The sequence below is a fragment of the Amycolatopsis sp. NPDC051372 genome, assembly GCF_040682095.1.
Taxonomy (GTDB): domain Bacteria; phylum Actinomycetota; class Actinomycetes; order Mycobacteriales; family Pseudonocardiaceae; genus Amycolatopsis.
The window spans coordinates 80,338-103,954 of sequence record NZ_JBFBAF010000031.1 but is presented as its reverse complement, the minus strand read 5'-3'; the positions used below and the strand labels follow the sequence as shown (position 1 = coordinate 103,954).

General features: G+C 69.6%; 24 protein-coding genes and 2 pseudogenes. 11 read left to right on the top strand and 15 right to left on the bottom strand.

The window, feature by feature from the left end:
- Positions 1–221: 221 nt before the first annotated feature.
- From AB0M56_RS37675 to AB0M56_RS37655, 5 genes are read left to right on the top strand one after another with little or no spacing between them, the layout of a single operon-like run.
- Complete coding sequence (locus AB0M56_RS37675) at positions 222–1,034, top strand: ABC transporter ATP-binding protein (RefSeq protein WP_364185276.1); 813 nt, start codon at positions 222–224, stop codon at positions 1,032–1,034.
- Between the two features lie 55 nt (positions 1,035–1,089).
- Positions 1,090–1,869 carry an enoyl-CoA hydratase-related protein gene (locus AB0M56_RS37670; protein WP_220237540.1) on the top strand — a complete coding sequence of 260 codons (780 nt, stop codon included), beginning with the start codon at positions 1,090–1,092 and terminating at the stop codon, positions 1,867–1,869.
- Complete coding sequence (locus tag AB0M56_RS37665; protein ID WP_364185274.1) at positions 1,866–2,831, top strand: class I SAM-dependent methyltransferase; 966 nt, start codon at positions 1,866–1,868, stop codon at positions 2,829–2,831. Before AB0M56_RS37670 ends, AB0M56_RS37665 begins: the two co-directional genes overlap by 4 nt.
- A gap of 1 nt (position 2,832) precedes the next feature.
- Positions 2,833–4,029: a class I SAM-dependent methyltransferase gene (locus tag AB0M56_RS37660; RefSeq protein WP_364185272.1), complete on the top strand. Its 1,197-nt coding sequence runs from the start codon at positions 2,833–2,835 to the stop codon at positions 4,027–4,029.
- 55 nt (positions 4,030–4,084) lie between these two features.
- The gene (locus tag AB0M56_RS37655) at positions 4,085–4,846 is read left to right on the top strand and encodes an HAD family acid phosphatase (protein ID WP_364185270.1); all 762 of its coding nucleotides are present in this window, start codon (positions 4,085–4,087) and stop codon (positions 4,844–4,846) included.
- A gap of 51 nt (positions 4,847–4,897) precedes the next feature.
- Here the strand turns inward: AB0M56_RS37655 and AB0M56_RS37650 are convergent, their stop codons facing one another.
- Positions 4,898–5,671 (bottom strand): chitinase, encoded by a 774-nt coding sequence (locus AB0M56_RS37650; protein WP_364185268.1) that lies wholly within the window; start codon positions 5,669–5,671, stop codon positions 4,898–4,900.
- A gap of 416 nt (positions 5,672–6,087) precedes the next feature.
- Positions 6,088–6,735 (bottom strand): annotated as a pseudogene (locus AB0M56_RS37645) (transposase); the annotation flags it as partial.
- A gap of 178 nt (positions 6,736–6,913) precedes the next feature.
- Between AB0M56_RS37645 and AB0M56_RS37640 the strand changes: the two are divergent.
- Positions 6,914–7,132: a hypothetical protein gene (locus AB0M56_RS37640; protein WP_364185266.1), complete on the top strand. Its 219-nt coding sequence runs from the start codon at positions 6,914–6,916 to the stop codon at positions 7,130–7,132.
- 6 nt (positions 7,133–7,138) lie between these two features.
- Here the strand turns inward: AB0M56_RS37640 and AB0M56_RS37635 are convergent, their stop codons facing one another.
- From AB0M56_RS37635 to AB0M56_RS37620, 4 genes are all read right to left on the bottom strand, one after another.
- Positions 7,139–8,149 carry an aldo/keto reductase gene (locus tag AB0M56_RS37635; RefSeq protein WP_364185264.1) on the bottom strand — a complete coding sequence of 337 codons (1,011 nt, stop codon included), beginning with the start codon at positions 8,147–8,149 and terminating at the stop codon, positions 7,139–7,141.
- A gap of 488 nt (positions 8,150–8,637) precedes the next feature.
- A complete protein-coding gene (locus AB0M56_RS37630; protein ID WP_364185262.1) occupies positions 8,638–9,033 on the bottom strand; it encodes an MmcQ/YjbR family DNA-binding protein in 396 nt (131 codons plus the stop codon).
- Between the two features lie 208 nt (positions 9,034–9,241).
- The gene (locus AB0M56_RS37625; RefSeq protein ID WP_364185260.1) at positions 9,242–9,871 is read right to left on the bottom strand and encodes a class I SAM-dependent methyltransferase; all 630 of its coding nucleotides are present in this window, start codon (positions 9,869–9,871) and stop codon (positions 9,242–9,244) included.
- Positions 9,872–9,873: 2 nt separating this feature from the next.
- Positions 9,874–10,878, bottom strand: coding sequence for an NAD(P)/FAD-dependent oxidoreductase (locus AB0M56_RS37620; RefSeq protein WP_364185258.1), 1,005 nt, complete (start codon positions 10,876–10,878; stop codon positions 9,874–9,876).
- Positions 10,879–10,968: 90 nt separating this feature from the next.
- Between AB0M56_RS37620 and AB0M56_RS37615 the strand changes: the two genes are divergently transcribed.
- From AB0M56_RS37615 to AB0M56_RS37605, 3 genes are read left to right on the top strand one after another with little or no spacing between them, the layout of a single operon-like run.
- Positions 10,969–11,562, top strand: coding sequence for a cupin domain-containing protein (locus tag AB0M56_RS37615; RefSeq protein ID WP_364185256.1), 594 nt, complete (start codon positions 10,969–10,971; stop codon positions 11,560–11,562).
- A 31-nt stretch (positions 11,563–11,593) separates the two neighbouring features.
- On the top strand, positions 11,594–12,001 hold the full coding sequence (locus AB0M56_RS37610; RefSeq protein ID WP_364185254.1) for a metalloregulator ArsR/SmtB family transcription factor: 408 nt from the start codon (positions 11,594–11,596) through the stop codon (positions 11,999–12,001).
- Positions 11,952–12,446, top strand: a complete 495-nt coding sequence (locus tag AB0M56_RS37605) for an SRPBCC family protein (protein WP_364185252.1) — start codon at positions 11,952–11,954, stop codon at positions 12,444–12,446. Before AB0M56_RS37610 ends, AB0M56_RS37605 begins: the two co-directional genes overlap by 50 nt.
- A 149-nt stretch (positions 12,447–12,595) precedes the next feature.
- Here the strand turns inward: AB0M56_RS37605 and AB0M56_RS37600 are convergent, their stop codons facing one another.
- The 5 genes from AB0M56_RS37600 to AB0M56_RS37580 all read right to left on the bottom strand — a co-directional run bounded on the left by AB0M56_RS37600 (position 12,596) and on the right by AB0M56_RS37580 (position 16,448).
- The gene (locus AB0M56_RS37600) at positions 12,596–13,318 is read right to left on the bottom strand and encodes an SDR family oxidoreductase (protein WP_364185250.1); all 723 of its coding nucleotides are present in this window, start codon (positions 13,316–13,318) and stop codon (positions 12,596–12,598) included.
- A 116-nt stretch (positions 13,319–13,434) separates the two neighbouring features.
- On the bottom strand, positions 13,435–14,256 hold the full coding sequence (locus AB0M56_RS37595; protein ID WP_364185248.1) for a helix-turn-helix transcriptional regulator: 822 nt from the start codon (positions 14,254–14,256) through the stop codon (positions 13,435–13,437).
- Positions 14,257–14,473: 217 nt separating this feature from the next.
- A complete protein-coding gene (locus tag AB0M56_RS37590; protein WP_364185246.1) occupies positions 14,474–14,830 on the bottom strand; it encodes a GatB/YqeY domain-containing protein in 357 nt (118 codons plus the stop codon).
- Positions 14,831–14,915: 85 nt separating this feature from the next.
- Positions 14,916–15,818, bottom strand: a complete 903-nt coding sequence (locus AB0M56_RS37585; protein ID WP_364185244.1) for a carboxymuconolactone decarboxylase family protein — start codon at positions 15,816–15,818, stop codon at positions 14,916–14,918.
- Between the two features lie 18 nt (positions 15,819–15,836).
- On the bottom strand, positions 15,837–16,448 hold the full coding sequence (locus AB0M56_RS37580) for a helix-turn-helix domain-containing protein (RefSeq protein WP_364185242.1): 612 nt from the start codon (positions 16,446–16,448) through the stop codon (positions 15,837–15,839).
- A gap of 77 nt (positions 16,449–16,525) precedes the next feature.
- Between AB0M56_RS37580 and AB0M56_RS37575 the strand changes: the two are divergent.
- Positions 16,526–17,818: pseudogene (locus AB0M56_RS37575) on the top strand (FAD-dependent oxidoreductase).
- Positions 17,819–17,856: 38 nt separating this feature from the next.
- Here the strand turns inward: AB0M56_RS37575 and AB0M56_RS37570 are convergent.
- Together AB0M56_RS37570 and AB0M56_RS37565 are read right to left on the bottom strand one after the other, a co-directional pair.
- Positions 17,857–19,020 carry a C40 family peptidase gene (locus AB0M56_RS37570; RefSeq protein WP_364185327.1) on the bottom strand — a complete coding sequence of 388 codons (1,164 nt, stop codon included), beginning with the start codon at positions 19,018–19,020 and terminating at the stop codon, positions 17,857–17,859.
- 488 nt (positions 19,021–19,508) lie between these two features.
- Positions 19,509–20,456 (bottom strand): nucleoside hydrolase, encoded by a 948-nt coding sequence (locus AB0M56_RS37565; RefSeq protein ID WP_364185240.1) that lies wholly within the window; start codon positions 20,454–20,456, stop codon positions 19,509–19,511.
- Positions 20,457–20,509: 53 nt separating this feature from the next.
- On the opposite strand from AB0M56_RS37565, the gene AB0M56_RS37560 reads away from it, so the two are divergent.
- Entirely contained in the window at positions 20,510–21,265 is a 756-nt protein-coding gene (locus tag AB0M56_RS37560; protein WP_364185238.1) for an acyltransferase, read from the top strand.
- A 75-nt stretch (positions 21,266–21,340) separates the two neighbouring features.
- On the opposite strand, the gene AB0M56_RS37555 is transcribed toward AB0M56_RS37560, so the two are convergent.
- The gene (locus AB0M56_RS37555; RefSeq protein WP_364185236.1) at positions 21,341–22,675 is read right to left on the bottom strand and encodes an APC family permease; all 1,335 of its coding nucleotides are present in this window, start codon (positions 22,673–22,675) and stop codon (positions 21,341–21,343) included.
- Positions 22,672–23,553 carry a carbon-nitrogen hydrolase family protein gene (locus AB0M56_RS37550; RefSeq protein ID WP_364185234.1) on the bottom strand — a complete coding sequence of 294 codons (882 nt, stop codon included), beginning with the start codon at positions 23,551–23,553 and terminating at the stop codon, positions 22,672–22,674. The genes AB0M56_RS37555 and AB0M56_RS37550 overlap by 4 nt, the downstream gene beginning before the upstream one ends.
- Between the last annotated feature and the right edge of the window lie 64 nt (positions 23,554–23,617).

Below are 23,617 nucleotides of genomic sequence, written 5' to 3'. Positions count from 1 at the left end.
CGAGGAGCAGGTCGATCGTGCGCCGGCGCCAGAACGAGCCCCGGGCTGCGGGGACGGCGGCGGACGCGGACCTGGACACGTCGCCGATCGTGCCACAGCTCGCACTTTGTACGCTGCTTCGTCCCATCCGCTGGACGCCGTCGCGGGGTCACACGCGCGCGGGTGCGTTGTCAACCCCGGGCGGGTGCGAACGCGCGCGCGTGGACGGCCACAATGGGCTCGTGAGCGAGCCGATCCTGCCCAGCGACCTTGACGACCTCGTGGTGCGGATGTCCGGTGTCGGCGTCCGCCGCAGCGGAAACGACCTTCTCGCGGACCTCGACTGGAGCGTCGAACTCGACGAACGGTGGGTCGTGCTCGGACCCAACGGCGCGGGCAAGACGACCTTGCTGCGGCTGGCCGCCGCGGAGCTGCACCCCACGGCCGGCACCGTCGACCTGCTCGGCGACCGCATCGGCCGCGTGAACATCTTCGACCTGCGCCCCCGCATCGGGTTCACCTCCGCCGCCATCGCCCAGCGCATCCCCGGCGACGAGCGCGTGGAAGACGTGGTGGTGAGCGCCGGCTACGCCGTGATGGGCCGCTGGCGCGAGGCCTACGACAGCCTCGACCTCAACCGTGCCGCCGAGCTACTGGGCACGCTCGGCATCGCGCACATGGCGAAGCGCACCTTCGGCACGCTGTCCGAAGGCGAGCGCAAGCGCGTGCTGATCGCGCGTTCGCTGATGACCGACCCGGAGCTGCTGCTGCTCGACGAGCCGGCCGCCGGTCTCGACCTGGGCGGGCGCGAGGACCTCGTGGCGCGGCTGTCCGACCTCGCGATGGACCCGGACGCACCGGCCATGGTCCTCGTCACGCACCACGTCGAGGAGATCCCGCCGGGCTTCACCCACGCGTTGCTGCTGCGCGACGGGCACGCCGTGGTCGGGGGTCTGATGGACGACGTGATCACGAGCGAGAACCTGTCGAAGACGTTCGACCAGGACCTGGTGCTGCAGCGTTCGGGCGAGCGGTTCTTCGCCCGGCGCCGGTAAGTTCGGGCGTACCGGCCGGTAGCCTGCCGGCATCCGTCAACGAGGAGGAAGTCGCGTGGGAGAGTTCGTAAACCTCGAGGTCGAGGACGGGGTCGGCACGATCCGGCTGAACCGGCCGCCGGTCAACGCGATCAACAACCAGCTGCAGACCGAGCTGGCTGAGGCCGCGCGCGAGGCTTCGAACCGCGCAGACGTGCGTGCGGTGATCCTGTACGGCGGCGAGAAGACCTTCGCCGGCGGCGCGGACATCAAGGAGATGGGCGACCGCACCTACCCGGAGATTTCGAAGTTCGGGGCCGAGCTCACCGCGTCCTGCTCGCTCGTCGCGGCCATCCCGAAGCCGGTCGTCGCCGCGATCACCGGTTACGCCCTCGGCGGCGGCCTGGAGCTGGCGCTCACCGCCGACTGGCGCGTGGCGGGCGACAACGTGAAGGTCGGCCAGCCGGAGATCCAGCTCGGCATCATCCCGGGCGCCGGCGGCACGCAGCGGCTTTCGCGCCTGATCGGCCCGAGCAAGGCCAAGGACCTCATCTACACCGGCCGGTTCGTGAAGGCCGACGAAGCGCTGAAGCTCGGCATCGTCGACGAGGTTGTCGCGCCGGACGACGTGTACGCCGCCGCGCACAAGTGGGCCGCGCAGTTCGTGAACGGTCCCGCCGTGGCGCTCAAGGCCGCGAAGGCCGCCATCGACTCGGGACTCGACGTCGACCTGGCCACCGGCCTGAAGATCGAGACGCAGCTGTTCACGGCGCTGTGGGCCACCGAGGACCAGAAGAACGGGATGAAGTCCTTCGTCGAGAACGGCCCCGGCAAGGCCACTTTCGAGGGGAAGTGACGGCCGTGGCCGACCCGGCCCCGAACCCGCACGCCACGGCCGACGAGGTCAAGGCGGCCTACGACGACCCGAAGCTCGCCAACGTGCTCTACCACGACTGGGAAGCCGGGACGTACGACGAGAAGTGGTCGATCTCGTACGACGAGCGCTGCATCTCCTACGCCACCGACGTGTTCAACGCCGTCGCGGGCGAGGACGGCCAGCCCTACACCCACGCGATGGAGCTGGGCAGCGGCACCGGGTTCTTCCTGCTGAACCTCATGCAGGGCGGCGTCGCGAAGAAGGGCTCCGTCACGGACCTCTCGCCCGGCATGGTTCAGGTGGCCCTGCGCAATGCGGAGAAGCTGGGCCTCGACGTCGACGGCCGTGTGGCCGACGCGGAGCGGATCCCGTACGAGGACAACACTTTCGACCTCGTGGTGGGCCACGCCGTGCTGCACCACATCCCGGACGTGCGCCAGGCGTTCGGCGAGGTGCTGCGCGTGCTGAAGCCCGGCGGGCGCTTCGTCTTCGCGGGCGAGCCGACCAAGGTCGGCGACTTCTACGCGCGCAAGCTGGGCCAGATCACCTGGTACCTCACCACGCGCGTCACGAAGCTGCCCGCGTTGAACGGCTGGCGGCGCCCGCAGTCCGAACTGGACGAATCCTCGCGCGCGGCGGCCCTGGAAGCCGTGGTGGACATCCACACCTTCGACCCGTCGGAGCTCGAGGGGATGGCGCGCGGCGCTGGTGCCCAGGACGTGCGCGCGGTGACGGACGAATTCTCGGCCGCGCTGGCCGGGTGGCCGATCCGGACGTTCGAGGCCGCGGTGCCTCAGGAGAAGCTCACGGTGCGGTGGCGCCTGTTCGCCTACCACCTGTGGCTGCGGCTGTCCGCTTTGGACAAGAAGGTGCTTTCGAAGGTGCTGCCGCGCGAGCTGTTCTACAACGTGATGATCACCGGGACCAAGCGGCCTTCCTGAGTTGGCTTACGGGTTCTCGCTCGACGACGTCGCCTTCCTGCGCTCCGCCGCGGGACGGGCGGCGCTCGCCGACTGTGCGGCATTGCCACTGACGGACGCTTCCCGCATCGCCGACGTCGCCGCCGTGCGCCGCTCGGTGGGGCAGCGCTTCGCCGCGCCGGTGCTGGAAACGGTGGTGCTGCGGCGGAAATCGGCCCTGAAGCTGTCTCAGGCGGCCTCGTGGCTGTTCACCGGTGACGCGCTGCAGCAGGCGAGCGCGACGGCCGTGGCACGGCACCGGGCATCCCGCTTGGCCGGCCGCGATGTGCACGACGTGACGTGCTCCGTCGGCGCCGACCTGGTGGAGCTGGCGCGCGTCGCCTCGCGGGCGCTGGGGTCCGATGTGGACCGGGTCCGGCTGGAAATGGCGCGGCACAACGCTTCCGCCGCTTCGGTTTCGGCCGGCGTGGTGCAGGCCGACGCGCTGCGCCCGGTCAGCCGGGACACGGTTGTGGTCGCCGATCCGGCCCGCCGCGACTCGGCCGGACGGCGTACGTGGAAACCGGCGGACTTCCTGCCGCCGCTGGACGAGCTCGTCTCCGCGTATGCGGGACGTCCGCTGTCCGTGAAATGCGCGCCGGGCCTGGACTTCGCCATCGCGCCGTGGGCTTCGGAAGTTGAAGTGGTCTCGCTCGACGGCGCGGTGCGTGAGGCCTGCCTCTGGCGCGGCCTCGACGGGGGCGTCTCCCGCCGGGCCACGGTGTTGCGTTCGGACGGTACTCAGTGGACGGTCACCGACACCGAACCCGACGACCTGCCTGGGTTGCCGCCGGGGGAGTGGATCATCGACCCGGACGGCGCCGTCGTCCGCGCCGGCCTTGTCCGCCACTATGCCGCTCGCCACGGCTTGTGGCAGCTGGACGAACGCATCGCGTACCTGACCGGTGACACACCGCCGCCGGGTGTGCGCGCCTTCCGCGTGCTGGAACACGGGCCGTACAGCGAAAAAGCCTTGCGGGCCACGCTGAAACGCCGCGACGTCGGCCGTCTCGAGATCCTCGTCCGCGGTCTGGACATCGACCCGGACGCCTTGCGTCGCCGTCTGAAACCTCGTGGCGGCGCCGAGTCCTCTGTGGTGCTCACGCGCATCGGCCGGTCGCCGGTGGCCTTCGTCTGCCGCGCCGAACGCATCCCTTCGGAGGGTTCTCCTGGCGCCTGAGGTGGCGTAGATTTCGGGCGCAGTTTACCCGAAGTTCACTCTGGAGGGGTTCGCCGTGTCCCGTTTTCCCACCTTGCTCAAGCTCGCCGCCGCCGCGGCGATCGGCGCCACCGTCGCGAGTGGTGCAACCGCGCTGGCCGGCTCCGACGCCGTCACCGCCGCCCACGGTCGGGAGCCGGCGAACATCGGCCAGGTCAAGAACGACGTGAAGGCCTACTACGGCGACTACCTCGACGCGTCGGGCAAGCACCAGTACTCCGACTCGAGCCGGTTCGTCACCGACACCAAGCGTGTCGTCGCTGACGCGAAGCGCTACCTCACGCAGAAGCTCGGCAAGGTGAAGAACCCGGCGATCGTCCTCGACGTCGACGACACGTCCGAGGTCACCTACGGGTGGGAGGCCGACAACGACTTCGGGTTCGACCCGGTCAAGCAGCAGCAGGCGATCGACAACGGCACGTTCGTGGCCAACAGGCCCGTGCTGGAGCTGGCGAACTGGGCCGCGCAGCGCGGCGTGAAGATCTACTTCCTCACCGGCCGCAGCACCCCGCAGGGTCCGCAGTCGCTGAAGAACCTGGCCAACGAGGGCTACCCGGCCCCGGCGGGCGCGTTCTTCAAGCCGGCCGGCACGGCGCCCGACTACCTGCCGTGTGGTCTGACCTGCACCACGATCCAGTACAAGTCGGGCACCCGCGCCCACATCCAGGCGACGGGTGCCCACATTGTGCTCAACCTGGGGGACCAGTTCAGTGACCTCGAGGGCGGCTACGCCGACCACCCGGTGAAGCTGCCGAACCCGATGTACTACCTGCCCTGACGGCGTTGCCCGGCCCGGCGTCCTGATTGGACACCCGGGTCGGGCCTCCGGTCAGCCGTTGTACCCGGAGAAGATCTTCGAGAACTCGTACGGCTGCTGGGAAACGTTGGTGCAGCGGTACAGCGCGCCGTTGCACGCGTTCGCGTCGCGGCCGGCCTCCCAGAACGACAGCATGCCGAGGTGCACGCTCTTCGCGAAGTTCACCACCGCGGTGGCGTCCTTTTGGTAGAAGATCTCGTTCTGCGAGTCGTTCACGCCCAGCATCGGTGTCAGCCCGACCTTCTTCCACGCGGCGGCGTCCGAGAGGCCGAACATGGACTTGAGCTGCGCCTGCGTCGCCTTGGCGGCTGAGATTGCCTTCGCACGCTGGTCGCCGGCGCCCTGGTAGTAGTCCATGGCCATCACGTTGACCAGGTCCAGGTTCACACCCGCGGCCTTGGCGGCGTTGACGACACCGAGGCCGTTGCTGTCGAGCCCGTTGGGCAGCACCGGCAGCGTCAGCGAGATCTTCAGCCCGGGATTGTTGCTCTGCACGGTTTTCAGGGCCTGCGACCGCCGCTGAATCGACGCCGTATCCGCCACGGCGGCACCCTCGATGTCGAGGTCGATGTACTTCAGCCCGTACGCCTTCACCACCGCGTCGTACTCCGCCGCGAGCGACGACACGCTGCTGCACGCCTGCGCCAGCTCAATCCCCGACGCACCCCCGAAGGACACCTTCACATCACCCCCGCCCGACCGGATCTTCGCGATTTCACTCGCCTGCCACGCCGATCGCGGGTCATACGCGTTGAACCAGCTGGCCTTACACCCGGCGCCCGTCACGAACCCGAGCGTGAACCCTTTGACACCACCCTTCGCCGCTATCGTCGACAACACCGGCGTCGGCCACGCCCCCATATCCACATACGGCGCCACAGGCACCGGCGACCCAGCCGCCGCAGCCGCCACACCCCCCGGCGCAACCAACCCGGCGGCCACAGCCGCCAATCCACCCAACGCAGCGATCAACTTCCGGGGAGAGGGGAGCCTCATGGTGAAACCTCCACAGCGGGGACCTGAAAACCGGGGAAACCTTGTCAAATGGTATAGACCAATAATGTGACTCGTGCCATACGCCATTCGGATGCCACCCCGTCCCGATCACCGGCAACGATGCTGCTGACCTGCGTTTTCACTCCGGGCCAACCTTCTTCACACTTCCGCCGCGACTAAGAGATTCCGCAGTAGAGGACAAGGCGTCATGGTCGGCGGGCTGGCTGTGGGCCAGCGTTGGCTGGTCGGATTACGGTGATCGCGGTCATCAACGCGAGCGGTGCGTTGATGACGACCGCTCGACGTTCCGTGCAGGACAGGGTGAAGTTGAAGCCGCGGCTGTACCAGGAGTCGGTGCGCTCGACGACCCAGCCGCGAGTGTGGTTGATCGGGATCACGACGCCCTTGGGCCGGATTCGCCACTCACAGCCGAGATCGGTCAGCAGTTTGCGGGTGACCGTGGAGTCGTAGCCCGCGTCAAGGTGCACCGTGATCTGCTCAGGCAACGCGAGCTCGAAATGCCCGAGCTTCTCTGGCGTCGGGCGCAGAAACGGGGAGTCGTGCCGCTTCGCGCCGGTCACGACACAGCTCAGCGGGATCCCGCGTCCGTCGGTCATCCGCCCACTTGATCCCGAGTTTCCCCGGTCAATCGGTGATTTCCCGGCGATCTGCTCCAGCCCCGCGAAGACACCGGCCGCGATCCACTCGTCGCGTCGGGTTCTCGTCGTGGTTGCCGAGCACGATTGATCGGCGTGCTTCTCGTACGAGCCACCGAAGACGAGTTTCGCGACGAGCTTGTCGAACACGATCCGGTCCGGGATCCGTGGGTTGTGACAGCCCCCCGGACGTGTCTCGAGATGCGAATTGCAGCAGGGCCTCGAACTGGACCCGCAAGGGCTCGATCGGCCTGCTTCGACGGCGGGCACCGGTGCTCCGTTTTCAGATCTAGAGATGTCGAAGTCCCACGTCAAACGGATCCCGGTGCCCGCGTCACATCAGCCTGACGCCCCTACCCGCGAAATCTCTTACCAATTGACCAAACTCAGCCGGTGGACGCGCTCCTTCGGTGCCCACGGGCACGCTCCGCTGCGCGTGGCCCTGCTGCTGGCCGCGGTGGCGGGCCTCCTACTCACCGGGCTGTCGGGCAACGCGCGGATCATGCAGTTGCGCGCGACCGCCCGCAAGCACCGCCGGGCCGACCACAGGGCTGTGAAGGCCGAGGCCAAGGACTCGCCGAAGGCCCGGCGGTAGCCCGGACTACCGGGAGCCCGGCACAGGGTGCGGCTTGTAGAAGGACTCCTCCAGGTAGGCGGCCTCGTGCGGCTGGTAGGGCTCCTCCAGGTAAGCGGCCTCGTCTTCGTCGAGTTCGACGTCCACCGCGGCGACCGCGTCGGCCAGCTGAGCCGGCTTGGTGACCCCGACGATGGGCGAGGTCACCGCCGGGTTGCGCATGGCCCAGGCCAGGGCGACCTGGGCCGGGGACAGACCCCGCTTGCCCGCGATCTCGTGGACGCGCTCGGCCACTGCCTGGTCCCCGTCGCGGTAGAGGATCTTGCCGCCCTCGTCGGTCTCGGCACGCGCCGTGGCGGTGTCCCGGGCCCGCGTCAGCCTGCCCCGCGCCAGCGGACTCCACGGGATCACGCCGATGCCCTGGTCGGCGCAGAGCGGGAACATCTCCCGCTCTGCCTCTCGGTGGATGAGGTTGTAGTGGTCCTGCATCGACACGAACCGGGTCCAGCCGTTCAGATCAGCCAGGAACAGGGCCTTGGCGAACTGCCAGGCGTGCATGGAAGAGGCTCCGATGTAGCGGACCTTCCCGGACTTGACCGCGTCGTGCAGCGCCTCGAGGGTTTCCTCGATCGGGGTGTCGTAGTCCCAGCGGTGGATCTGGTACAGGTCGATGTACTCGGTCCCCAGTCGCTTCAGGGACGCGTCGAGCTCGGCGAAGATCGCCTTGCGGGACAGCCCGGCGCCGTTCGGGCCGGGGCGCATCCGCATCCAGACCTTGGTGGAGAGAACGACCTCCTCCCGCCGGGTGAAGTCCCTGACCGCCTGGCCGACGATCTCCTCGCTGCTTCCGGCGCTGTACCCATTGGCCGTGTCGAGGAAGTTGACGCCGCCTTCGAGGGCCTGCTTGATGATGTCCCGGCTGGCGTCCGCGCCCAGCGACCAGGGCTCGCCGCCCCGGTCCGGCTCACCGAAGCTCATGCAGCCGAGGGTGATGGCGGAGACTTCCAGTCCGGTCGTTCCGAGTTTGATGTATCGCATGCGGCCGAACCTAGGAGTTGGAGTGCGCTCTAACGCAATACCTCTCGGTCCGGAATTCGGAGGCGTGGGGCATGAGTGCCCCTGTCAGGTTTCGACCGTTTCGGCCAGAAGTACCAGAGAAAGCGGTGGTAGCGAGTAACAAATTCTCGGCCGAGCACGTGTGGCACTACTCACCCCCCGACGGCAAACCGTCCTCGCGGGTCCGTCGCCACGACCGATCATCGCTCGATCACTAAGGGATTCCGACGGTCCGGGCGGCGGTATCGCGGCGCTCGCGACGGCGCCCCAACCCGCGGGATCTCTAAGTAGGCACCCCGCCGCAGCTCCGTCCGGCCTCTCTCCACCAACTCGGCTCGACAGCCTTCGCCCGCCAACTCGCGCCCGCCCGGCGGCTTCACCAACGAGCTCCGCGTCCGCCCGGCGGCTTTCGCGTGCCAACACGCGCCCGCTCAGCGATCTGACGAATAGTTAAGAAAAGCTGGAAAATGTCAGGCGGTGCCGCGCTCCTCCAGGTGTTGCTTCCCGATCTTCTTCGGCACCCGGCAGAGCCACCCCTCGACGAGCGCCTCTTCAAGCGTCGGCAGATCGATCTCGGCCAGCCGCACGAGCACCGCCGGGTAGCCGTCGAAGTGCGGCGTGGTGAAGAAGACGCCCGGCTCGTCCGCCAGCAACGCCTCCTTCGCCCCGACATCCGGCACCCGAACCGCCAGCACGTCGCCCTCCGGTGCCGCGTCCCCGAGCGCGTCCAAATCGGTTTTGCGCAAGGGCCGCTCCCACGCGTATGCCTTGCCCTTAACGTCCCACGACCGCGTATCCCTCTTGACGACCAGCTCCGTCCCCGGCAGATGCGCCCCCAGTCGCGCCACGTCTTCCCACGTCGCCATGCCGCCCAGGCTAACCCGGCTTCCCCCTCGCGGCGCCGTTTTTCGCTCGTGCACCAGCCGATCGCCACTGAACGGCGAACGCCGTCGCCACTGAACGGCGAACGACGCGAGCCATCGCCACTGAACGGCGACAACCTTCAGCAGCCGGCGAAAACCCCGTCCGGACACCCGTCGCCGCCAAACGGCAACAGGCGCCCGGCCAAGAGAATCACCGCTTCCGCGCCACCAACACAGTGTCGCGAATGGACACTTCGTGTCCTTCGATCACGTGCGCCCGCTCGCGTGCATCGGTCACCACGGACTCCCACGACTCGTCCAACGTCGCCGCCACGTCCTCCGCCAGGAAGAACATGTCCGGCACGTTCGGCCGGTGCGCGGCGCCCTCCACGTCCGTCGGGTGGTGGCCGACGATGAGCAACGTCCCGCCCGGCGCCACCGCGTCCGCGAGCCGCGCGAAGATCGGCACGCGCTGGGCGGTCGGCAGGTGCAGGAAGTGCGACGTGACGAGGTCGTACTTCTCGTCCGGCACCCACGTCGTGAGGTCGGTCGTCAGCCACCGGATCCGGTCGCCCAGACCCAGCTCGGCCGCCTGCGCCGCACCCCGGTCGAGGGCGGTGGCCGCGAAGTCGGCCGCCGTCACGCGCCAGCCGTTCTGTGCGAGCCACAGCGCGTCGCCGCCTTCGCCGGACCCGGCGTCGAGCGCGCTGCCCGGCCGCAGGTCGGCGGCCTCCGTCACGAGCTGCGCGTTGGGCCGCCCGCTCCAGATCGCGGGCTTCGAGCGGTACCGCTCGTCCCAGGAGTCCTGATCGAACGGGACTTCTTCGTGCTGCTCGGGCATCGTCACACCCCGTGCTTCGTCGAGCCGCCGACCAGCGCGGCAACCTGTCGTTCCATTTCGTGCGCGAAAGGCTCCCGCGCGCGTCGTACGTCCTCGGCCACAAGATCGCCGTTGATGACCGCGCCGGCCGTCAGCCCGGCCGCCGCGGATACGACGACCTGCGACTTCATGTCGGTCACGTTCCCGGCCACCCACACCCCGGGCACCGAGGTGGCGCCGTTCGCGTCGGCCGGCACCGAGCTGCCGATCACGTGCCCGTCGACCTCGAGCTCCACCGGCTCCAGCCCCAGCGACACGAGCACGTCGGCCCGCGCCGTGAACCGTGGCGCGACCACCACGGCCTCCCGGGCCACCACCTCACCCGAGCGCAGCACGACTCCGGTGAGCGCGTCGTCCTCCACGCGAAGCGCCGCCACCTCGCCGTCGACGACGCGGATCCCGCGCGCGGTCAGCTGCGCGAGCTGCTCCTCGTCGAACGCGGCCGTGTGCCGGAAAACGACGATGTCGTCCGACAGCTGCCGCCACATCAGCGCCTGGTGGACGGCCATCGGGTTCGTCGCCAGCACGCCGATCGCCTGGTCACGCACCTCCCAGCCGTGGCAGTACGGGCAGTGCAGCACGTCGCGGCCCCATCGCTCGGCGACGCCCGGGACGTCCGGCAGCTCGTCGACGAGCCCCGTCGCCACCAGGAGGCGACGCGCCCGCGTGGTCCTCCCATCGGCGAGAGTCACGGCGAACCCGCCGCCGTCCAGTGCGACGGCCGAGGTCACCGCGCCGGCCACGATCTCGCCCCCGTACCCGATGACCTCTTCGCGCCCGGCCGCCAGCAGCTCGCCGGGCGGCGTGCTCTCGCGGGCGAGGTAGTTGTGCACGTGGCCGGCAGGCGCGTTGCGCGGCTCGCCGGCGTCCACCACCAGCACGGAACGCCGTGAGCGCGCAAGCGCCACCGCCCCGCTGAGGCCCGCGGCGCCGCCGCCGACCACCACGACGTCGTAGTTCTCGTTCACCTGGTCCTCCTGTAGTTCGTCCCTCCCCTCGGACTATCCGCAGATCTCGCCGACTTGACAAATGAGTTTGCCGAAGTAGCAAATGGAGACATGGACGGTGAACTCCCGGACGTCGACGGCGTCCTCGAATCGGTGGGCCCGCGGCTGCGCGCGCTCCGCCAGCAGAACAACGCCACGCTCGCCCAGCTGTCGGAGACCACCGGCATCTCGGTGAGCACGCTCTCGCGCCTCGAATCCGGCCGGCGCAAGCCGACGCTCGAGCTCCTGCTCGCTCTCGCCCGCGCCCACCAGGTGCCGCTCGACGAGCTCGTCGGCACCGCGCCGACCAGTGACCCGCGGCTGCACGCGAACTCCTTCGTGCGCCACGGCATCACGTTTTTCCCGCTCACTCGCCGACCCGGCGGGTTGCGCGCGTACAAGCAGATCTTCCCGCCGCACTGGCCCGACACGGACCCCGATCCGCGTGTGCACGAGGGGTACGAATGGGCCTATGTCCTTTCCGGACAGTTGCGGCTCATCCTCGGCGAGCACGACGTGATCCTCAAACCGGGTGAAGTCGTGGAGTTCGACACGCACGTTCCGCATTGGTTCGGCAACCCCGGCGACGTGCCGTGCGAGGTTCTCGCCCTTTTCGGGCCACAGGGGGAGCGGTTCCACGTCCGCGCTCGGCCGGCGTCCTCTTGACACATACCCATATGGGAATACGATGGTGGGCGTGGCACGAGCAGCGACGACGACCGACGTGTTCAACGCCGTGGCCGAACCGCGGCGACGGGAGATCCTCGATGTGCTCGCCGGTGGCGAGTACCCCGTCAACGACCTCGTCCGGCTGCTCGGCATGGGGCAGCCGCAGGTGTCGAAACACCTGCGTGTGCTGCGCGAAGTGGGCGCGGTCGACGTCCGGGACGAAGGACGTCAGCGCTTGTACCGGCTCAACGGCCGTGCCCTGAAGCCGATCCACGACTGGGTGCGGCAGTTCGAGCGCTCTTGGGAGGAGCGGTTCGAGCTGCTGGATTCCGTGCTGGAGGAACTCGAACGCACCGACGACCGATCCACGGGCGAGGAGAACGACCATGACCGAGACGACAACGGGCACGGCGAAGGTGACCCTGCCAGCCGATGACCAGATCCTGATCACCCGCGAGTTCGCCGCCCCGCGGCACCTCGTCTACCGCGCGTGGACCACGCCCGAGCTGGTCAAACGCTTCTGGGCGGGCCACCGCGGCACTATGCGTTCCGTCGAGATCGACCTGCGTGTCGGCGGCCGGTGGCGCTACGTCCTCGACGCCAACGGCGGCTTCGAGGTCGCGTTCCACGGCGAGTACCGCGAGATCGTCCCGAACGAACGCATCGTCAGCAGTGAGGTCTACGAAACCCCTGGCGCGTCCGACGAGGACGCCGCCGTCACCACCACGACCTTCGCCGGCTCGGGCGACCGCACCAGCCTGTCGATCCTCATGGAGACGGGCAGCCGCGAAGTCCGCGACGCCATCATCGAGTCCGGTATGGAGGGTGGCATGCAGGAGCAGATGGACCTGCTGGAGGAGCTGGCCGCCTCGCTGGCCTGACTCGCGGATCTGTTCTGCGGCACCGGATTCTGCCCGCGCGGAGTCCGGTGTCGCGAAGGGACCCGCCGTGTCGAAAACGGACACGATGGGTCTCGCCACGCCGGGTCGGCACGGCGGGTCCCGCCGCGCCTGAGCGGGCTCGCGACGGCTCAGGTCTGGGCCGTCGGCCGCACCACGATCTCGTTCACGTCCACCGCCGCCGGCTGGCTCACGGCGTAAGCGATTGCGTCCGCGACGGCCGAAGCCGGGATGCCCAGCTGCTCGCTCGCCGCCCGCGCCGCCGCCTGTGTCTCGGGGTCGCCGCCCTGGTCGGCGAGCTCCGAGTGCGTGAAGCCCGGGCTGACGATGGTGACGCGGATGTTCGTGTTCTCCTGGCGCAGGCCTTCGGAAAGGGCCCGCACCCCGAACTTCGTCGCGCAGTACACGGCCGCCGTCGGGTCCACTCGCAGGCCGGACGTCGACGCGACGTTCACGATGTGCCCCCCGGTTTCGCCCATCAGCGGCAACACGGCGGCGATCCCGTGCAGCGTGCCGCGCAGGTTCACGTCGATCATGCGGTTCCAGTCATCGACGCGAAGCTTGTCCAGAGTGGACAGCGGCATCACGCCGGCGTTGTTCACGAGCACGTCCACTCGGCCGTGGGTCTCGTGCGCGGCCGTCACGAACGCGCGCACGCTCTCCAGGCTGGTCACGTCCAGTGGCCGGAAGTCGGCATCGCCGCCGTTCGCGCGGATCTTCTCCGTCAGCGCCGCGAGCCGGTCGGTGCGGCGCGCGCCCAGGACGACGTGGTGTCCGTCGGCGGCCAGGCGCAGTGCGGTGGCCTCCCCGATGCCGCTGCTCGCACCCGTGATCAGCGCGATTTTGCCGTTCATGCGTACTCCTCGTGAGGTCTGCGCGGTCGTGGGGACCGTCGTGACCTCGAGGCTGCCCGCGGCGAAACGCCTCCGGAAGGACGCCGTTGCCTAGGAGTGGCACACCCTGGCCGGGCTCAGAGCGGCTGGTCGGCCACCGCGTGCAACGACCCCAGCAACGCCAGCGCGTCGGCACTCGCGCTGTTCGGCTCCGCGATGCCCACCAGCAGGTACTGGCCGGACGCGTCGCGCACGTCGAAGGTCTGGTAGTCCAGCACGATCCGCCCGACGGCCGGGTGGTGGAACGTCTTGCGCGTCCCGGCGAGCCCCTTCACGCCGTGGTTTCGCCACAGAACGGCGAATTCCTCGCTCGTGACCAGCAGCTCGTCTACGAGCTCGCCGACCTCCTCGCGGTCGTAGCCGCTCGCGAGCCGCAACGCGTCGACGGCGCTGGCCGCGATGTCGTCCCACTCCACGAACAGCTCGCGCGCCGCCGGGTCGCGGAACAGCGTGCGCACCATGTTCGCCGGCTTGCCGACGGGGGACAAGAGCGCGTCGGCAAGCGCGTTGGTCGCCAGCAGGTCGAGGCGCCGATTGGTGACGTACGCGACCGCGTTGGGGAAGGTGTCCATGAGCCGCAGCAGCTCGGGGGAGACGTCGTCGCGCCGGTGCTCCGGCACCCGCGGCACGAGTCCGGCGAGGCGGTAGGCGTGCCAGAGGCCATCGGCGTTCAGCCGCAGCGCCCGCCCGATCGCGTCCAGCACCGGCCCGGACGGGTTGCGCTCGCGCCCCTGTTCGAGGCGCGCGTAGTAGTCTGCGCTGACGCCCGCCAGCACTGCGACCTCCTCGCGCCGAAGTCCGCTCACCCTCCTCGGGCGATGACTGGCCACGCCCGCGTCCTCGGGCGCCCGCCGGGCCCGCTGCGCGCGCAGGAACTCTCCCAGCTCGTTGCCGCTCACGTCACCACGGTACCGGGCGCTCCGGCTTCCCGACGGTGCTGTCCACGCGGTATCACCACAGGCAGGACGGGCCTTGGATCTGGCGAAACTCCGCAACGGCGAAGGGGAATCCGACGTCACCGGCAAGCGGCTGGTGCCTCGCCGAGATCGTTGCCGAAAAACGGCGACACCGAGGTCAGCGCCGATTTCCGGCCCGCGGGCATCGCCGGATCCGACCTCAGGAGGACGGCTCCAGGTGCTGCCTCAGCACGTCGGCTTCCGCGCGCAGCCGCTCCGCGGCCTCGGTCCGGCCGAGCCTCTCGTACTCGTCCGCGGCAGTCGTTCGCTCCAGCGCCTCGTTCTCGACGATCGCGCGCACATCGGCTTCCGTCAGATCACGACGCTCGGCCTCCGCGGCGCCGACACCCAGCGCCGCACCCACGACGTGTTCCGTCCCGGTCGCCGTGGACAGCTGATCGACGGGCACGGCCTCGGCGTTGTCGATCGCCGCCAGTGCCGAGCGCAGGGCGGTGGTGGCGACGCGGTCGCGGTTCTTGAGTGCCGTCTTCAGGCCGGCACGAAGGCTGGCGCGCATAGTGCGAATTCCATCCGGGAGTCGGAACGAACGATTCGGACGCTAGCAGCCGAGCATGACCTCAAGCGCGCCATTTTCTGCGACTTCACCTCGCGCGCACGCCCGAAAACGGGAACGTCCCGCCACCCGAGATCGTCACCGATCCGGTGAACACATCGTCGTCGACCGTGCCCACCACGCCGATGTCGAACCGCGCTGGATCGGTCACCACGGCGGTGAACTCCAGGCGATGGTCGGCGACATTGCCCGACACGATGGGGACCGTCACGCCCAGCTGAGTGTCCACGACGGACCCAGCCACGCCGTCGGCCACGGTTTCGAGGTTCAGTACCAGCTCCTTGCTCCCCGCCGGGTGCGTGAAGGTGATGTGCCACGTCCCGTCGACGCCGGTTTCGCCACTGAACGGCAACGCGCCGGCCACGACCGCCTCCGCGACGACCGCCGGCGCCACACGCTCGCCCAGCACCGGCTGCCCCGGCTTCACCTCGACCCCCGCGGAGTTCAGGAACCCCGCCATCATCCGGTAGTAGCCGACGAGGAACAGCACCTCGAGGATCGTCGCCTCATCAAACATCGACGCGAGCGCCGCCCATGTTTCGTCCGAGACGAATGCCGCGGCGCACAACTCGTCGGCCGCCCGCAGCACCGCGTCGTCCTCCGGCGACCACGACGCGGCCGGGTCCGACAATGCGTTGATCTCGTCCGCCGTCGCGCCGGCGCCGAGCGCGGGGGGCACATGGTTCGCCCACTCGTACGGCGCTTCACACCGCAGCGCGACCCGCAAGATCGCCAATTCCCTGACACGCGGGTGCAGCTTGCCTTGAGACAGCAGGTGTTCGCCGAGACCCGACGAAGCCTTCATCAACGACGGGTTCCGCGCGAGCACCCGGATCACCTCATCGGCACCGAGTTTCGCGAGCTTCTGCTCCTCCGGCGCCATTTCCTCCAACGGATGCGGCGCGATCCGGGGATGGGTCGCATGAGGCATGACAGGTTCCTCCCAAAGTCACCGATGCTGCTCGATCCCGTCGAGCGCCTTCCGCGCGTCCTCGGCGCTGAGCATCGGGTGCGAATAGAGGTCGATCAGGGCGCGTGCGAGCAGCACGTCGCCCTCAGGGCTGAACACGTCGACGCCCATCGCGCGCGACACGTGCTCGTGCAGCACCGTGATCGACAGCGCCATCGCGGTGCTCACCGCCGCTCTCACTTCGGGCGCGACGTCCGGCGCGTCCGGCCGCGTCCGATCGACGTCGGCGAGCCACTGCGCCCCCAGCCGCACCATCTCGTCGAACAACGGCGCGGCGCCACCGTCCACCAACGCCCGCGCGAGGTACCCCTGGTACGGCCCGACGGCGATTCGCGCGGCCGCCACGTGATTGCCGCCGGCACCCGCGAGCGCCTGGTCGTTGAGGCGGTGGATCAGCTTCACCAGGTGCGCGTCGCACGCCTCGCGCAGCGCCTGCTTGGACCCGAAGTGGTGCCGCACCAGGCCCGACGACACTCCCGCCGCCTCCGCGATGCCGCGGACCGTGGTGCCCTCGAACCCTCGCTCGCCGAACAGTTGCATCGCCGCGTCGCGGATCCGGGCGCGCGCCGTCAGGTCGTCGGGTTCGACCATTGCATCCTCCTCACTACACGTGCGTACAGCTGACTATACGCGCGTGTAGTCGGAACGGATGATCGAACGGTGCGAGACTGCGCACATGGCTGAGACAGCACCAGGCCGGTCGGGCCGCCTCGCGCGCTGGTCGCGTTCCACGGCTACCCCGACACGTTCGCCGAGCTCTCCGGCGGCAAACCCGCCCGGCACCTCGAGGCTCAGCCGCTGACCACCGACGGCCTGGGCACGCCCGACGAGCTCCTGTGGCCCCCGCCGTACGGCGCGGCCGTGGTCACCAACGACGAATTCTTCGAGCACCGCATGTTCGCCGGCGCACGCCGCCCTTCGACCTGATGCAGCGGCGGGTCGCTGCGGGGGAGGTCGCGCTCGGTGCGGGCCTCGTCGTCGGCCTGCTGCGCGGCTGCCGCGCCGCCGGCGTGGAGCTGGCCCGCGGCTGCCGCGTACGACGGCTGATCCGGACCGACGGGCGGATTACCGGCGTCGAAGCCGAACGGGACGGCACCCCGTGGCGGCTGCACGCGCGCCGCGTCGTGCTCGCGACCGGCGGGTTCGAGCACGACCCCGACCTGCGGTCACAGCTGCTCGCCGGCCCGCTCAGCCACCCCGTCACCCCGCCCGTCCAGCACGGCGACGGCCTTCGCCTGGCCGCCGACGCCGGCGCGCAGTTGTCCCGCACCGGCGAATACTGATCCTGGCCCGCGTTCCAGGCACCCGACCGGCGCTGGCCCGACGACGCCGGCACCCCGCAGGCCCAGCTCGTGATGGCCGAGCGCTACCTGCCACACGTGATCTGGGTGAACGCCGCCGGCCGGCGATTCGTCAACGAGGCCAGCCACAACTGTGCCGTCTCCTTCGCCGGGCTCGACGCCAACACCCACCGCCCGCGCAACCTCCCCGCGTGGGCGATCGGCGACGCGCAGTTCCGCGCCCGCTACCCCGTCGGAGGCGTGCCGCCCCACCAGCCGTTGCCGGATTGGCTTCCTGGCGCCGACAGCCTCGACAAGCTCGCCGCCCTGGTCGGCATCGACGCCGCTGCGCTGCAGCACACCGTCACCCGCTTCAACGCCGCCGTCGACGCCGGCCGCGACGACGACTTCCACCGCGGCGAAACGGCCTACGAACGCGCCTTCGGCGACGCCACCGCGCCACACCCCAACCTCGGCACGATTTCCGAACCGCCGTTCTTCGCGCTCCTCGTGCACGCGAGCGCCGTCGGCACCAAGGGCGGCGCCCGGACCGACCACCGCGCCCGCGTGCTCGACTGGACCGGTCAGCCCATTCCCGGGCTGTACGCGGCAGGCAACGACGCCGCGGCCGTTTCGGGCCGGGCACCATCGACGGCGGCATCACCATCGCGTCCGCACTGACCTGGGGTTCGATCGCGGGGTCCGACGCGCCGTGACCGTCAGGCCGTCGGTCGCCCCGCGCCCGCGTAGTCGTCGCCTGGTTTGCGGTACGGGTGCACCTGCACGGCCTGGCCCGTCTGCGGGGCGTCGATCATCTGCTGGTTGCCGATGTAGAGGCCGACGTGGTGGATCTTCGTGGTGGGTTCACCGTAGAAGATCAGGTCGCCCAGCTGAGGTTCACTCACGTGGGCGACGCTGTGGAACTGCGTGTCCGCCGTGCGCATGAGCTTCACGCCCGCGCTGCCGTACGCGGCCGTCGTCAGTCCGGAGCAGTCGAAGCCTGGATCGGGATCGCCGCTGCCGTTGCCGCCCCACACGTAGGGGAGACCGATCTGGTCGATCGCGAAGTCGACCGCGCTCAGCACCGCGGGGTTCGGCGCCTGGCTACTCTGCCCGACGGTGCCGTACACGTTCACCGTCGCCAGGATCCGATGCAGCGAAACGGGCGCGCCCTGCAGCGACGAAACGGCGTTCCACCAGTCCGCCGCCAAATCGCGGCCACCCGCGCACAGCGCGTGACCGGCGGTGAGGGCGGCGTCGTCGACGTTCTGCGGGTCGGGCTTGCCGCCCGACCCGCTGCGCTGCCACTTCGACCACACCGCCGGCGCCAGCTGCATCGGCCCGGACGCGTTGGCCGTCGACACGACGCGGCCGTAGAAGTCGCGGACCTCGACGGTGCCCAGCGGCTTGGCCAGCACGCCGTCGGTGCCGACGCGGTCGCCCTGCGCGCGCCCGTGGTCGCTCGCGACCTTGCCGATGGCCGCGAGCGTCACCCACGACAGGTGGCACGCGGGTTGTTCCTTGGTGAGTGTGACGGTCGCCTGCGCGTACCCCGTCATCGCCCGCAGCGGGATGTCCAGCCACTGGCTCGTCTTCGACGCCCACGCGTCGAACTCACTGGGCTGCGGCACGTTCGGCTGCGTCGTCGGCACCGCCGCACTCGACGCGGCCACCGACGGCACCGGCGCCTGGGCTGACGACGACGGCTCGGCGGCCGTGGTCGCGGCCTGCTCCGACCCCGGCGCGAACTGCACGGCCACCACCAATGCTACGACGGCCACGACGACCGCTGCGACCACCACCGCCCGCCCCCGCCGCGGCTTCCGCCTCCCGACCTGGGGCTTCTCGCCGTCGCCACTCAGCGGCGACAGGTGCTCCGTCATCGCCGCGGAGAACGGCGGCAGCGGCTCGACCGGAGCGGAAAACTCGTGCCCGACCTGGCCGTCGCCCCTGATCGGCGACGTTTCCCAACCGGCGTTTTCGCCAGCGAACGGCGACGCGCCGGCGCTCTCGTCGCCATCCAGAGACGACGGTCTGGCGGAATCCGTGCTGTTGCCCTTCAGCGGCGACGCCGAGACGGTCTGGTCGTCGCCATCCAACGACACGTCAGCCTGGGCGTCGCCATCGAGTGGCGAAAGCGCGGTGTGGTCATCGAGCGGCGACACCGCGGTGCTCGCCGTGCCGTCGCCGCTGGCCGGCGACAGCTCAGTGGTCTGGTCGTCGCCATTGATCGGCGACTCGGCGCCGGCCGAGTTGTCGCTTTCAATCGGCGAAGGCCCGCTGACTTGGCCGTCGCCATTGATCGGCGACACCGCGTTCTCGCCGTCGCCACCCAGCGGCGACGACTGCGAACCGCACGACGACCCCGCCATCACCGGCCCCCGGCAAGTCTCGACAGCACGAACTCCCGCAGCCCGTCGAGGTCGGTGTCGACCGCGACCTCGATCGGCCGTCCCGTCGGATCGATCGGCACCGCGCGGCGATCGACCAGCGTCATGCCGCGCGCCGGCCCCGCGGTCACGTCGATGTCCACCGGGTAGGTCTCCGTCTGGAGAATCCCGGGGCTGATCGCCTCCGCGACGGCCACCGCGTCGTGCATCACGATGCCGTCGAAGCCCAGGACCTGCCGGTAGTGGGCGAGGTAGTCGGGCGTCAGCCCTTCCAGCGTCTGGCCCAGCGGCCCCGACGCGGCGAGCTTCGCCAGCCACGCGCTGTCCACGGCGCAGCGGTGCGTGAGGTCGAGGGGGACCATCACGCACGGCACGTCGTCCTCGGCGATCACGCGGCGCGCGGCCTCCGGGTCGGCCCAGACGTTGAACTCGGCGACGGCCGTGCTGTTGCCGCGCGCGACACCGCCGCCCATCAGCACGATGCGCGAGATCTTCGACTTGACGCCGGGGTGCGCGGCGAGCAGCGCGGCGATGTTGGTGAGCGGTCCGATCGGCGCGATCGTCACCGGTTCGTCGGACGCTTCCAGCAGCGAGACCATCAGCCCCACGGCGTCCAGCGACTCCAACGGCCGCTTCGCCTCGGGCAGCGTCGCGGCGTGGCCCGAGAGCCCGTCATTGCCGTGGACGTGGCTCGAACCGCGTTTGTTCAGGTGCACCAACGGCCGCGAAGCCCCGGCGGCGACCGGCACGTCGGGGCGGTCGCACAGCTGGAGCAGGCGCCGCGCATTGGCGGTGGTGCTGGTCAGCGGCACGTTGCCGAACACCGTGGTCACCCCCAGCAGCTCGACGTCGGCGGAAACCGCCGCCAGCGCGATCGCGAAAGCGTCGTCGACACCGGGGTCGGTGTCGATGATCAGCTTGCTCCCCATCCGTGCTCCCCTTGCCTGTGGCGGGCGTCCCCGCACAGGTTACGGTCAACGGCATGACGTCGATGTGGGGTGCGCCCGCGTTGTCCCGCGTGCGTGCCTGGCGGCGGGCCCGGCGCGACCCGCACCAGGCGAAGTTCCTGACACGCGAATCGCTGCGTTGGGTCTTGCGCAATCGGGCGTACACGCCGTGGTACCTCGTGCGGTACTTCCGCCTCCTCAAGTTCCGGCTCGCCAACCCGCACATCATCCTGCGCGGCATGGTGTTCCTCGGCAAGGACGTGGAGATCCACTGCCGCCCGGGCTACGGCCGGCTCGAGATCGGCCGCTGGGTCCACATCGGTGACGGAAACGCGATCCGCTGCCACGAGGGGTCCCTTCGCATCGGCGACAAGTCCGTGTTCGGGCGGCAGAACGTGATCAACTGCTACCTCGACATCGAGCTCGGCGCCGCCACCCTCGTCGCCGACTGGGTGTACATCTGCGACTTCGACCACGTGACGGCCGACATCCACGTGCCCATCAAGGACCAGGGCATCGTGAAGTCGCCGGTGCGCATCGGCCCGGACACGTGGCTCGGCACGAAGGTCAGTGTCCTGAAGGGAACGCGCGTCGGCTGCGGCTGCGTGCTCGGCGCGCACGCCGTGGTCCGCGGCGACATCCCGGACTACTCCATCGCGGTGGGCTCGCCCGCGCGCGTGGTGCGCAACCGCCAAGACGACTACGCCGCCGACGCCGCCCGCCGCGAAGCCGTCGCCGACATGGCGCGCAAGGCGAACAGGGCCCTGCAGAAGACGCTCGGCGAGGGCTGAAGTTTTGCCACTCAGCGGCGACGACCTGGTTGTCGCCGCTGAACGGCAACTTGGCCATCCAGCGGCGAACACCCGTCACTCCTCGAACGACATCTCCGGCGGTGGCCGGCGGAACCCACGCGTCAGCACGACCAGGTAGACGATCCCGATCCCCAGCCACACCAGGCCGAAGGTCAGGGCGAGCCCGTCGAGGTTCACCAGCAGCCACAGGTCCACCACCGCGCCGATCACAGGAGCGACCAGCCACGTCAGCACGTTGCGCGAGGTCGTGTGCCGCGTGCGGATCCAGGTCGCGATCACGCTCACGTTGACCATCGTGAAGGCCGTGAACGCGCCGAAGTTGATGAACGACGTCGACGTGGTCACGTCCAGCGCCAGCGCGATCAGCCCGACGATGCCCGTCAGCCCGATCGCGAACGCCGGCGTGTTCAGCTTCGGCTGCAACCGGCCGAAGATCCGCGGCAGCACCCCGTCGCGGCCCATCGCGAACATCAGTCGCGACGCGCTGGCCTGCGCGGCGATGCCCGACGCGAACTGCGCCACCACCAGCCCCGCCAGGAAGAACGCCCCGAACAGCGAGCCACCGATGTGGCGCGCGATCTCGAACGCGGCCGACGACTCGTCGTCGAACAAGAAACCCGGGTGCACGAGCTGGGTGACGTACGCGAGCACGATGAACACGCCGCCGCCGATGAGGGCCGTCAGCAGGATCGCGCGCGGGATCGTCCGCTTGGGCTCCACGGCTTCCTCGGTCAACGTCGTCACGGCGTCGAAGCCCAGGAACGAGTAGGTCGCCACCGCGGCGCCGCCCGAGATCGTGCCGAACGTGCTGCCCGGGCGGAAGAACGGGTCACCGCTTGCCACTGAGTGACCATCGGCGAGCACCTGCTTGAGCGAAAGGATGATGAAGAACACGATCACCAGCACCTGGAAGGCCATGAGGACGAAGTTGGCCTTCTCGGCGATCTTGATGCCCAGCACGTTCAGGAACGTCGTCAGCACGATGAACGCGATCAGCCACAGCCAGCTCGGCACTTCCGGGAACTGCGCCGACAGGTACGCGCCGCCGATCAGCCAGATCACCATCGGCAGGAAGAAGTAGTCGAGCAGCACCGCCCAGCCGACGAGGAAGCCGAGCCGGGAGTCGATGGCCTTGCGCACGTACGTGTAGGCGGAGCCGGCGACGGGGTGCGTCGCGGCCATCTTGCCGTAGCTCGCGGCCGTGAACAGCATCGCCACCAGCGCCACGATGTATGCCGATGGCACCGTGCCCGCGGTCGTCGTCGCCACGACGCCGAACGTGCCCAGCACGATCAGCGGCGCCATGTACGCGAGTCCGAAAAGGACGACGCCGGGCAGCCCGAGCCGTCGTTCGAGCTTGGCTCCAGGGGTCACCTTCGTGGTGCTCATCGGGCTCCTTCTCCTCGCGGACGCCACCGGTCCGGCTCGATGCGGCCCCCGTACAGGGGGAGTTCCAGCGGTTTGTCACCCGGTGTGAACTGGTCCCACATCCGGTTGACGCCGGCGGTCCCTTCGCGACGGACGCGGGCGACCTCGTCCAGGTCGACCGTGCTCGCGAGCACGCCGGACGCGGCGCCCGGCAGCTCGCCGAGCACGGTGCCCTCGGGGTCGACCAGGATGCTGTCTCCTACCCCGACGGGTCCGGCCGTATTCACGCTCGCCACGAAAACCTGGTTGGTGATCGCGTTGGCGCGCGCGAGCACGAGTTCTTGCGCCCGGTCGGGAGTGGTGGTCTGCACCGGGTTGAGTACGAGCTCCGCGCCGAGCCACGCAAGGTGGCGCGTGACCTCGGGGAACCAGGCGTCGTAGCAGATCGAGAAGCCGATTCGCCCTTCATCGGCGAGATCGGCGACCACGAAACGGTCACCGGGGTCATAAGGCTCATACGGCCGCCACGGGAACACCTTGCGGTAGCTGCCGGCCAGCTCGCCTTCGGGCGAGAAGACGAGGGCGGTGTTGAACAGCTCGCCGTGCTCGCCGCGTTCGCAGACGCTGCCCGGCGAAAGCCACACGTCGAGGTCGCCGGCCAGCTGGGCCAGGTCGCGGGTTCGCGGACCGTCGAGGGGCTGCGCGGCGGCGTTGAGCTGCTCGGTGCGTTCGTCAGCGGTCCCTTCGACCCCGCAGAGGTGCAGCTCGGGAAAGGCGACGAGGCGGGTTCCGGAGTACTCGGCCAGCACGGTCCCGACCTGGTCCGCGAACGCCGCGACGGAGTCGGTGTACGGCCGCAGTGGCAGTTGCGCCAGCGCGATCGGCAGGGGGCGGGGCATGCGCCGAAAAATAGTCCATCTTGCTCACTTAAACAATAGTGTTCACTTTGAGATGTTTTGTTGG

Excerpts from the sequence above, each read along its gene's own strand:
- AB0M56_RS37635 (WP_364185264.1), bottom strand. The coding sequence starts at position 8,149 with ATGCGATACATCAAACTCGGAACGACCGGACTGGAAGTCTCCGCCATC.
- AB0M56_RS37630 (WP_364185262.1), bottom strand. The coding sequence starts at position 9,033 with ATGGCGACGTGGGAAGACGTGGCGCGACTGGGGGCGCATCTGCCGGGG.
- AB0M56_RS37625 (WP_364185260.1), bottom strand. The coding sequence starts at position 9,871 with ATGCCCGAGCAGCACGAAGAAGTCCCGTTCGATCAGGACTCCTGGGAC.
- AB0M56_RS37615 (WP_364185256.1), top strand. The coding sequence starts at position 10,969 with ATGGACGGTGAACTCCCGGACGTCGACGGCGTCCTCGAATCGGTGGGC.
- AB0M56_RS37605 (WP_364185252.1), top strand. The coding sequence starts at position 11,952 with ATGACCGAGACGACAACGGGCACGGCGAAGGTGACCCTGCCAGCCGAT.
- AB0M56_RS37600 (WP_364185250.1), bottom strand. The coding sequence starts at position 13,318 with ATGAACGGCAAAATCGCGCTGATCACGGGTGCGAGCAGCGGCATCGGG.
- AB0M56_RS37590 (WP_364185246.1), bottom strand. The coding sequence starts at position 14,830 with ATGCGCGCCAGCCTTCGTGCCGGCCTGAAGACGGCACTCAAGAACCGC.
- AB0M56_RS37585 (WP_364185244.1), bottom strand. The coding sequence starts at position 15,818 with ATGCCTCATGCGACCCATCCCCGGATCGCGCCGCATCCGTTGGAGGAA.
- AB0M56_RS37580 (WP_364185242.1), bottom strand. The coding sequence starts at position 16,448 with ATGGTCGAACCCGACGACCTGACGGCGCGCGCCCGGATCCGCGACGCG.
- AB0M56_RS37570 (WP_364185327.1), bottom strand. The coding sequence starts at position 19,020 with ATGACGGAGCACCTGTCGCCGCTGAGTGGCGACGGCGAGAAGCCCCAG.
- AB0M56_RS37565 (WP_364185240.1), bottom strand. The coding sequence starts at position 20,456 with ATGGGGAGCAAGCTGATCATCGACACCGACCCCGGTGTCGACGACGCT.
- AB0M56_RS37560 (WP_364185238.1), top strand. The coding sequence starts at position 20,510 with ATGACGTCGATGTGGGGTGCGCCCGCGTTGTCCCGCGTGCGTGCCTGG.
- AB0M56_RS37555 (WP_364185236.1), bottom strand. The coding sequence starts at position 22,675 with ATGAGCACCACGAAGGTGACCCCTGGAGCCAAGCTCGAACGACGGCTC.
- AB0M56_RS37550 (WP_364185234.1), bottom strand. The coding sequence starts at position 23,553 with ATGCCCCGCCCCCTGCCGATCGCGCTGGCGCAACTGCCACTGCGGCCG.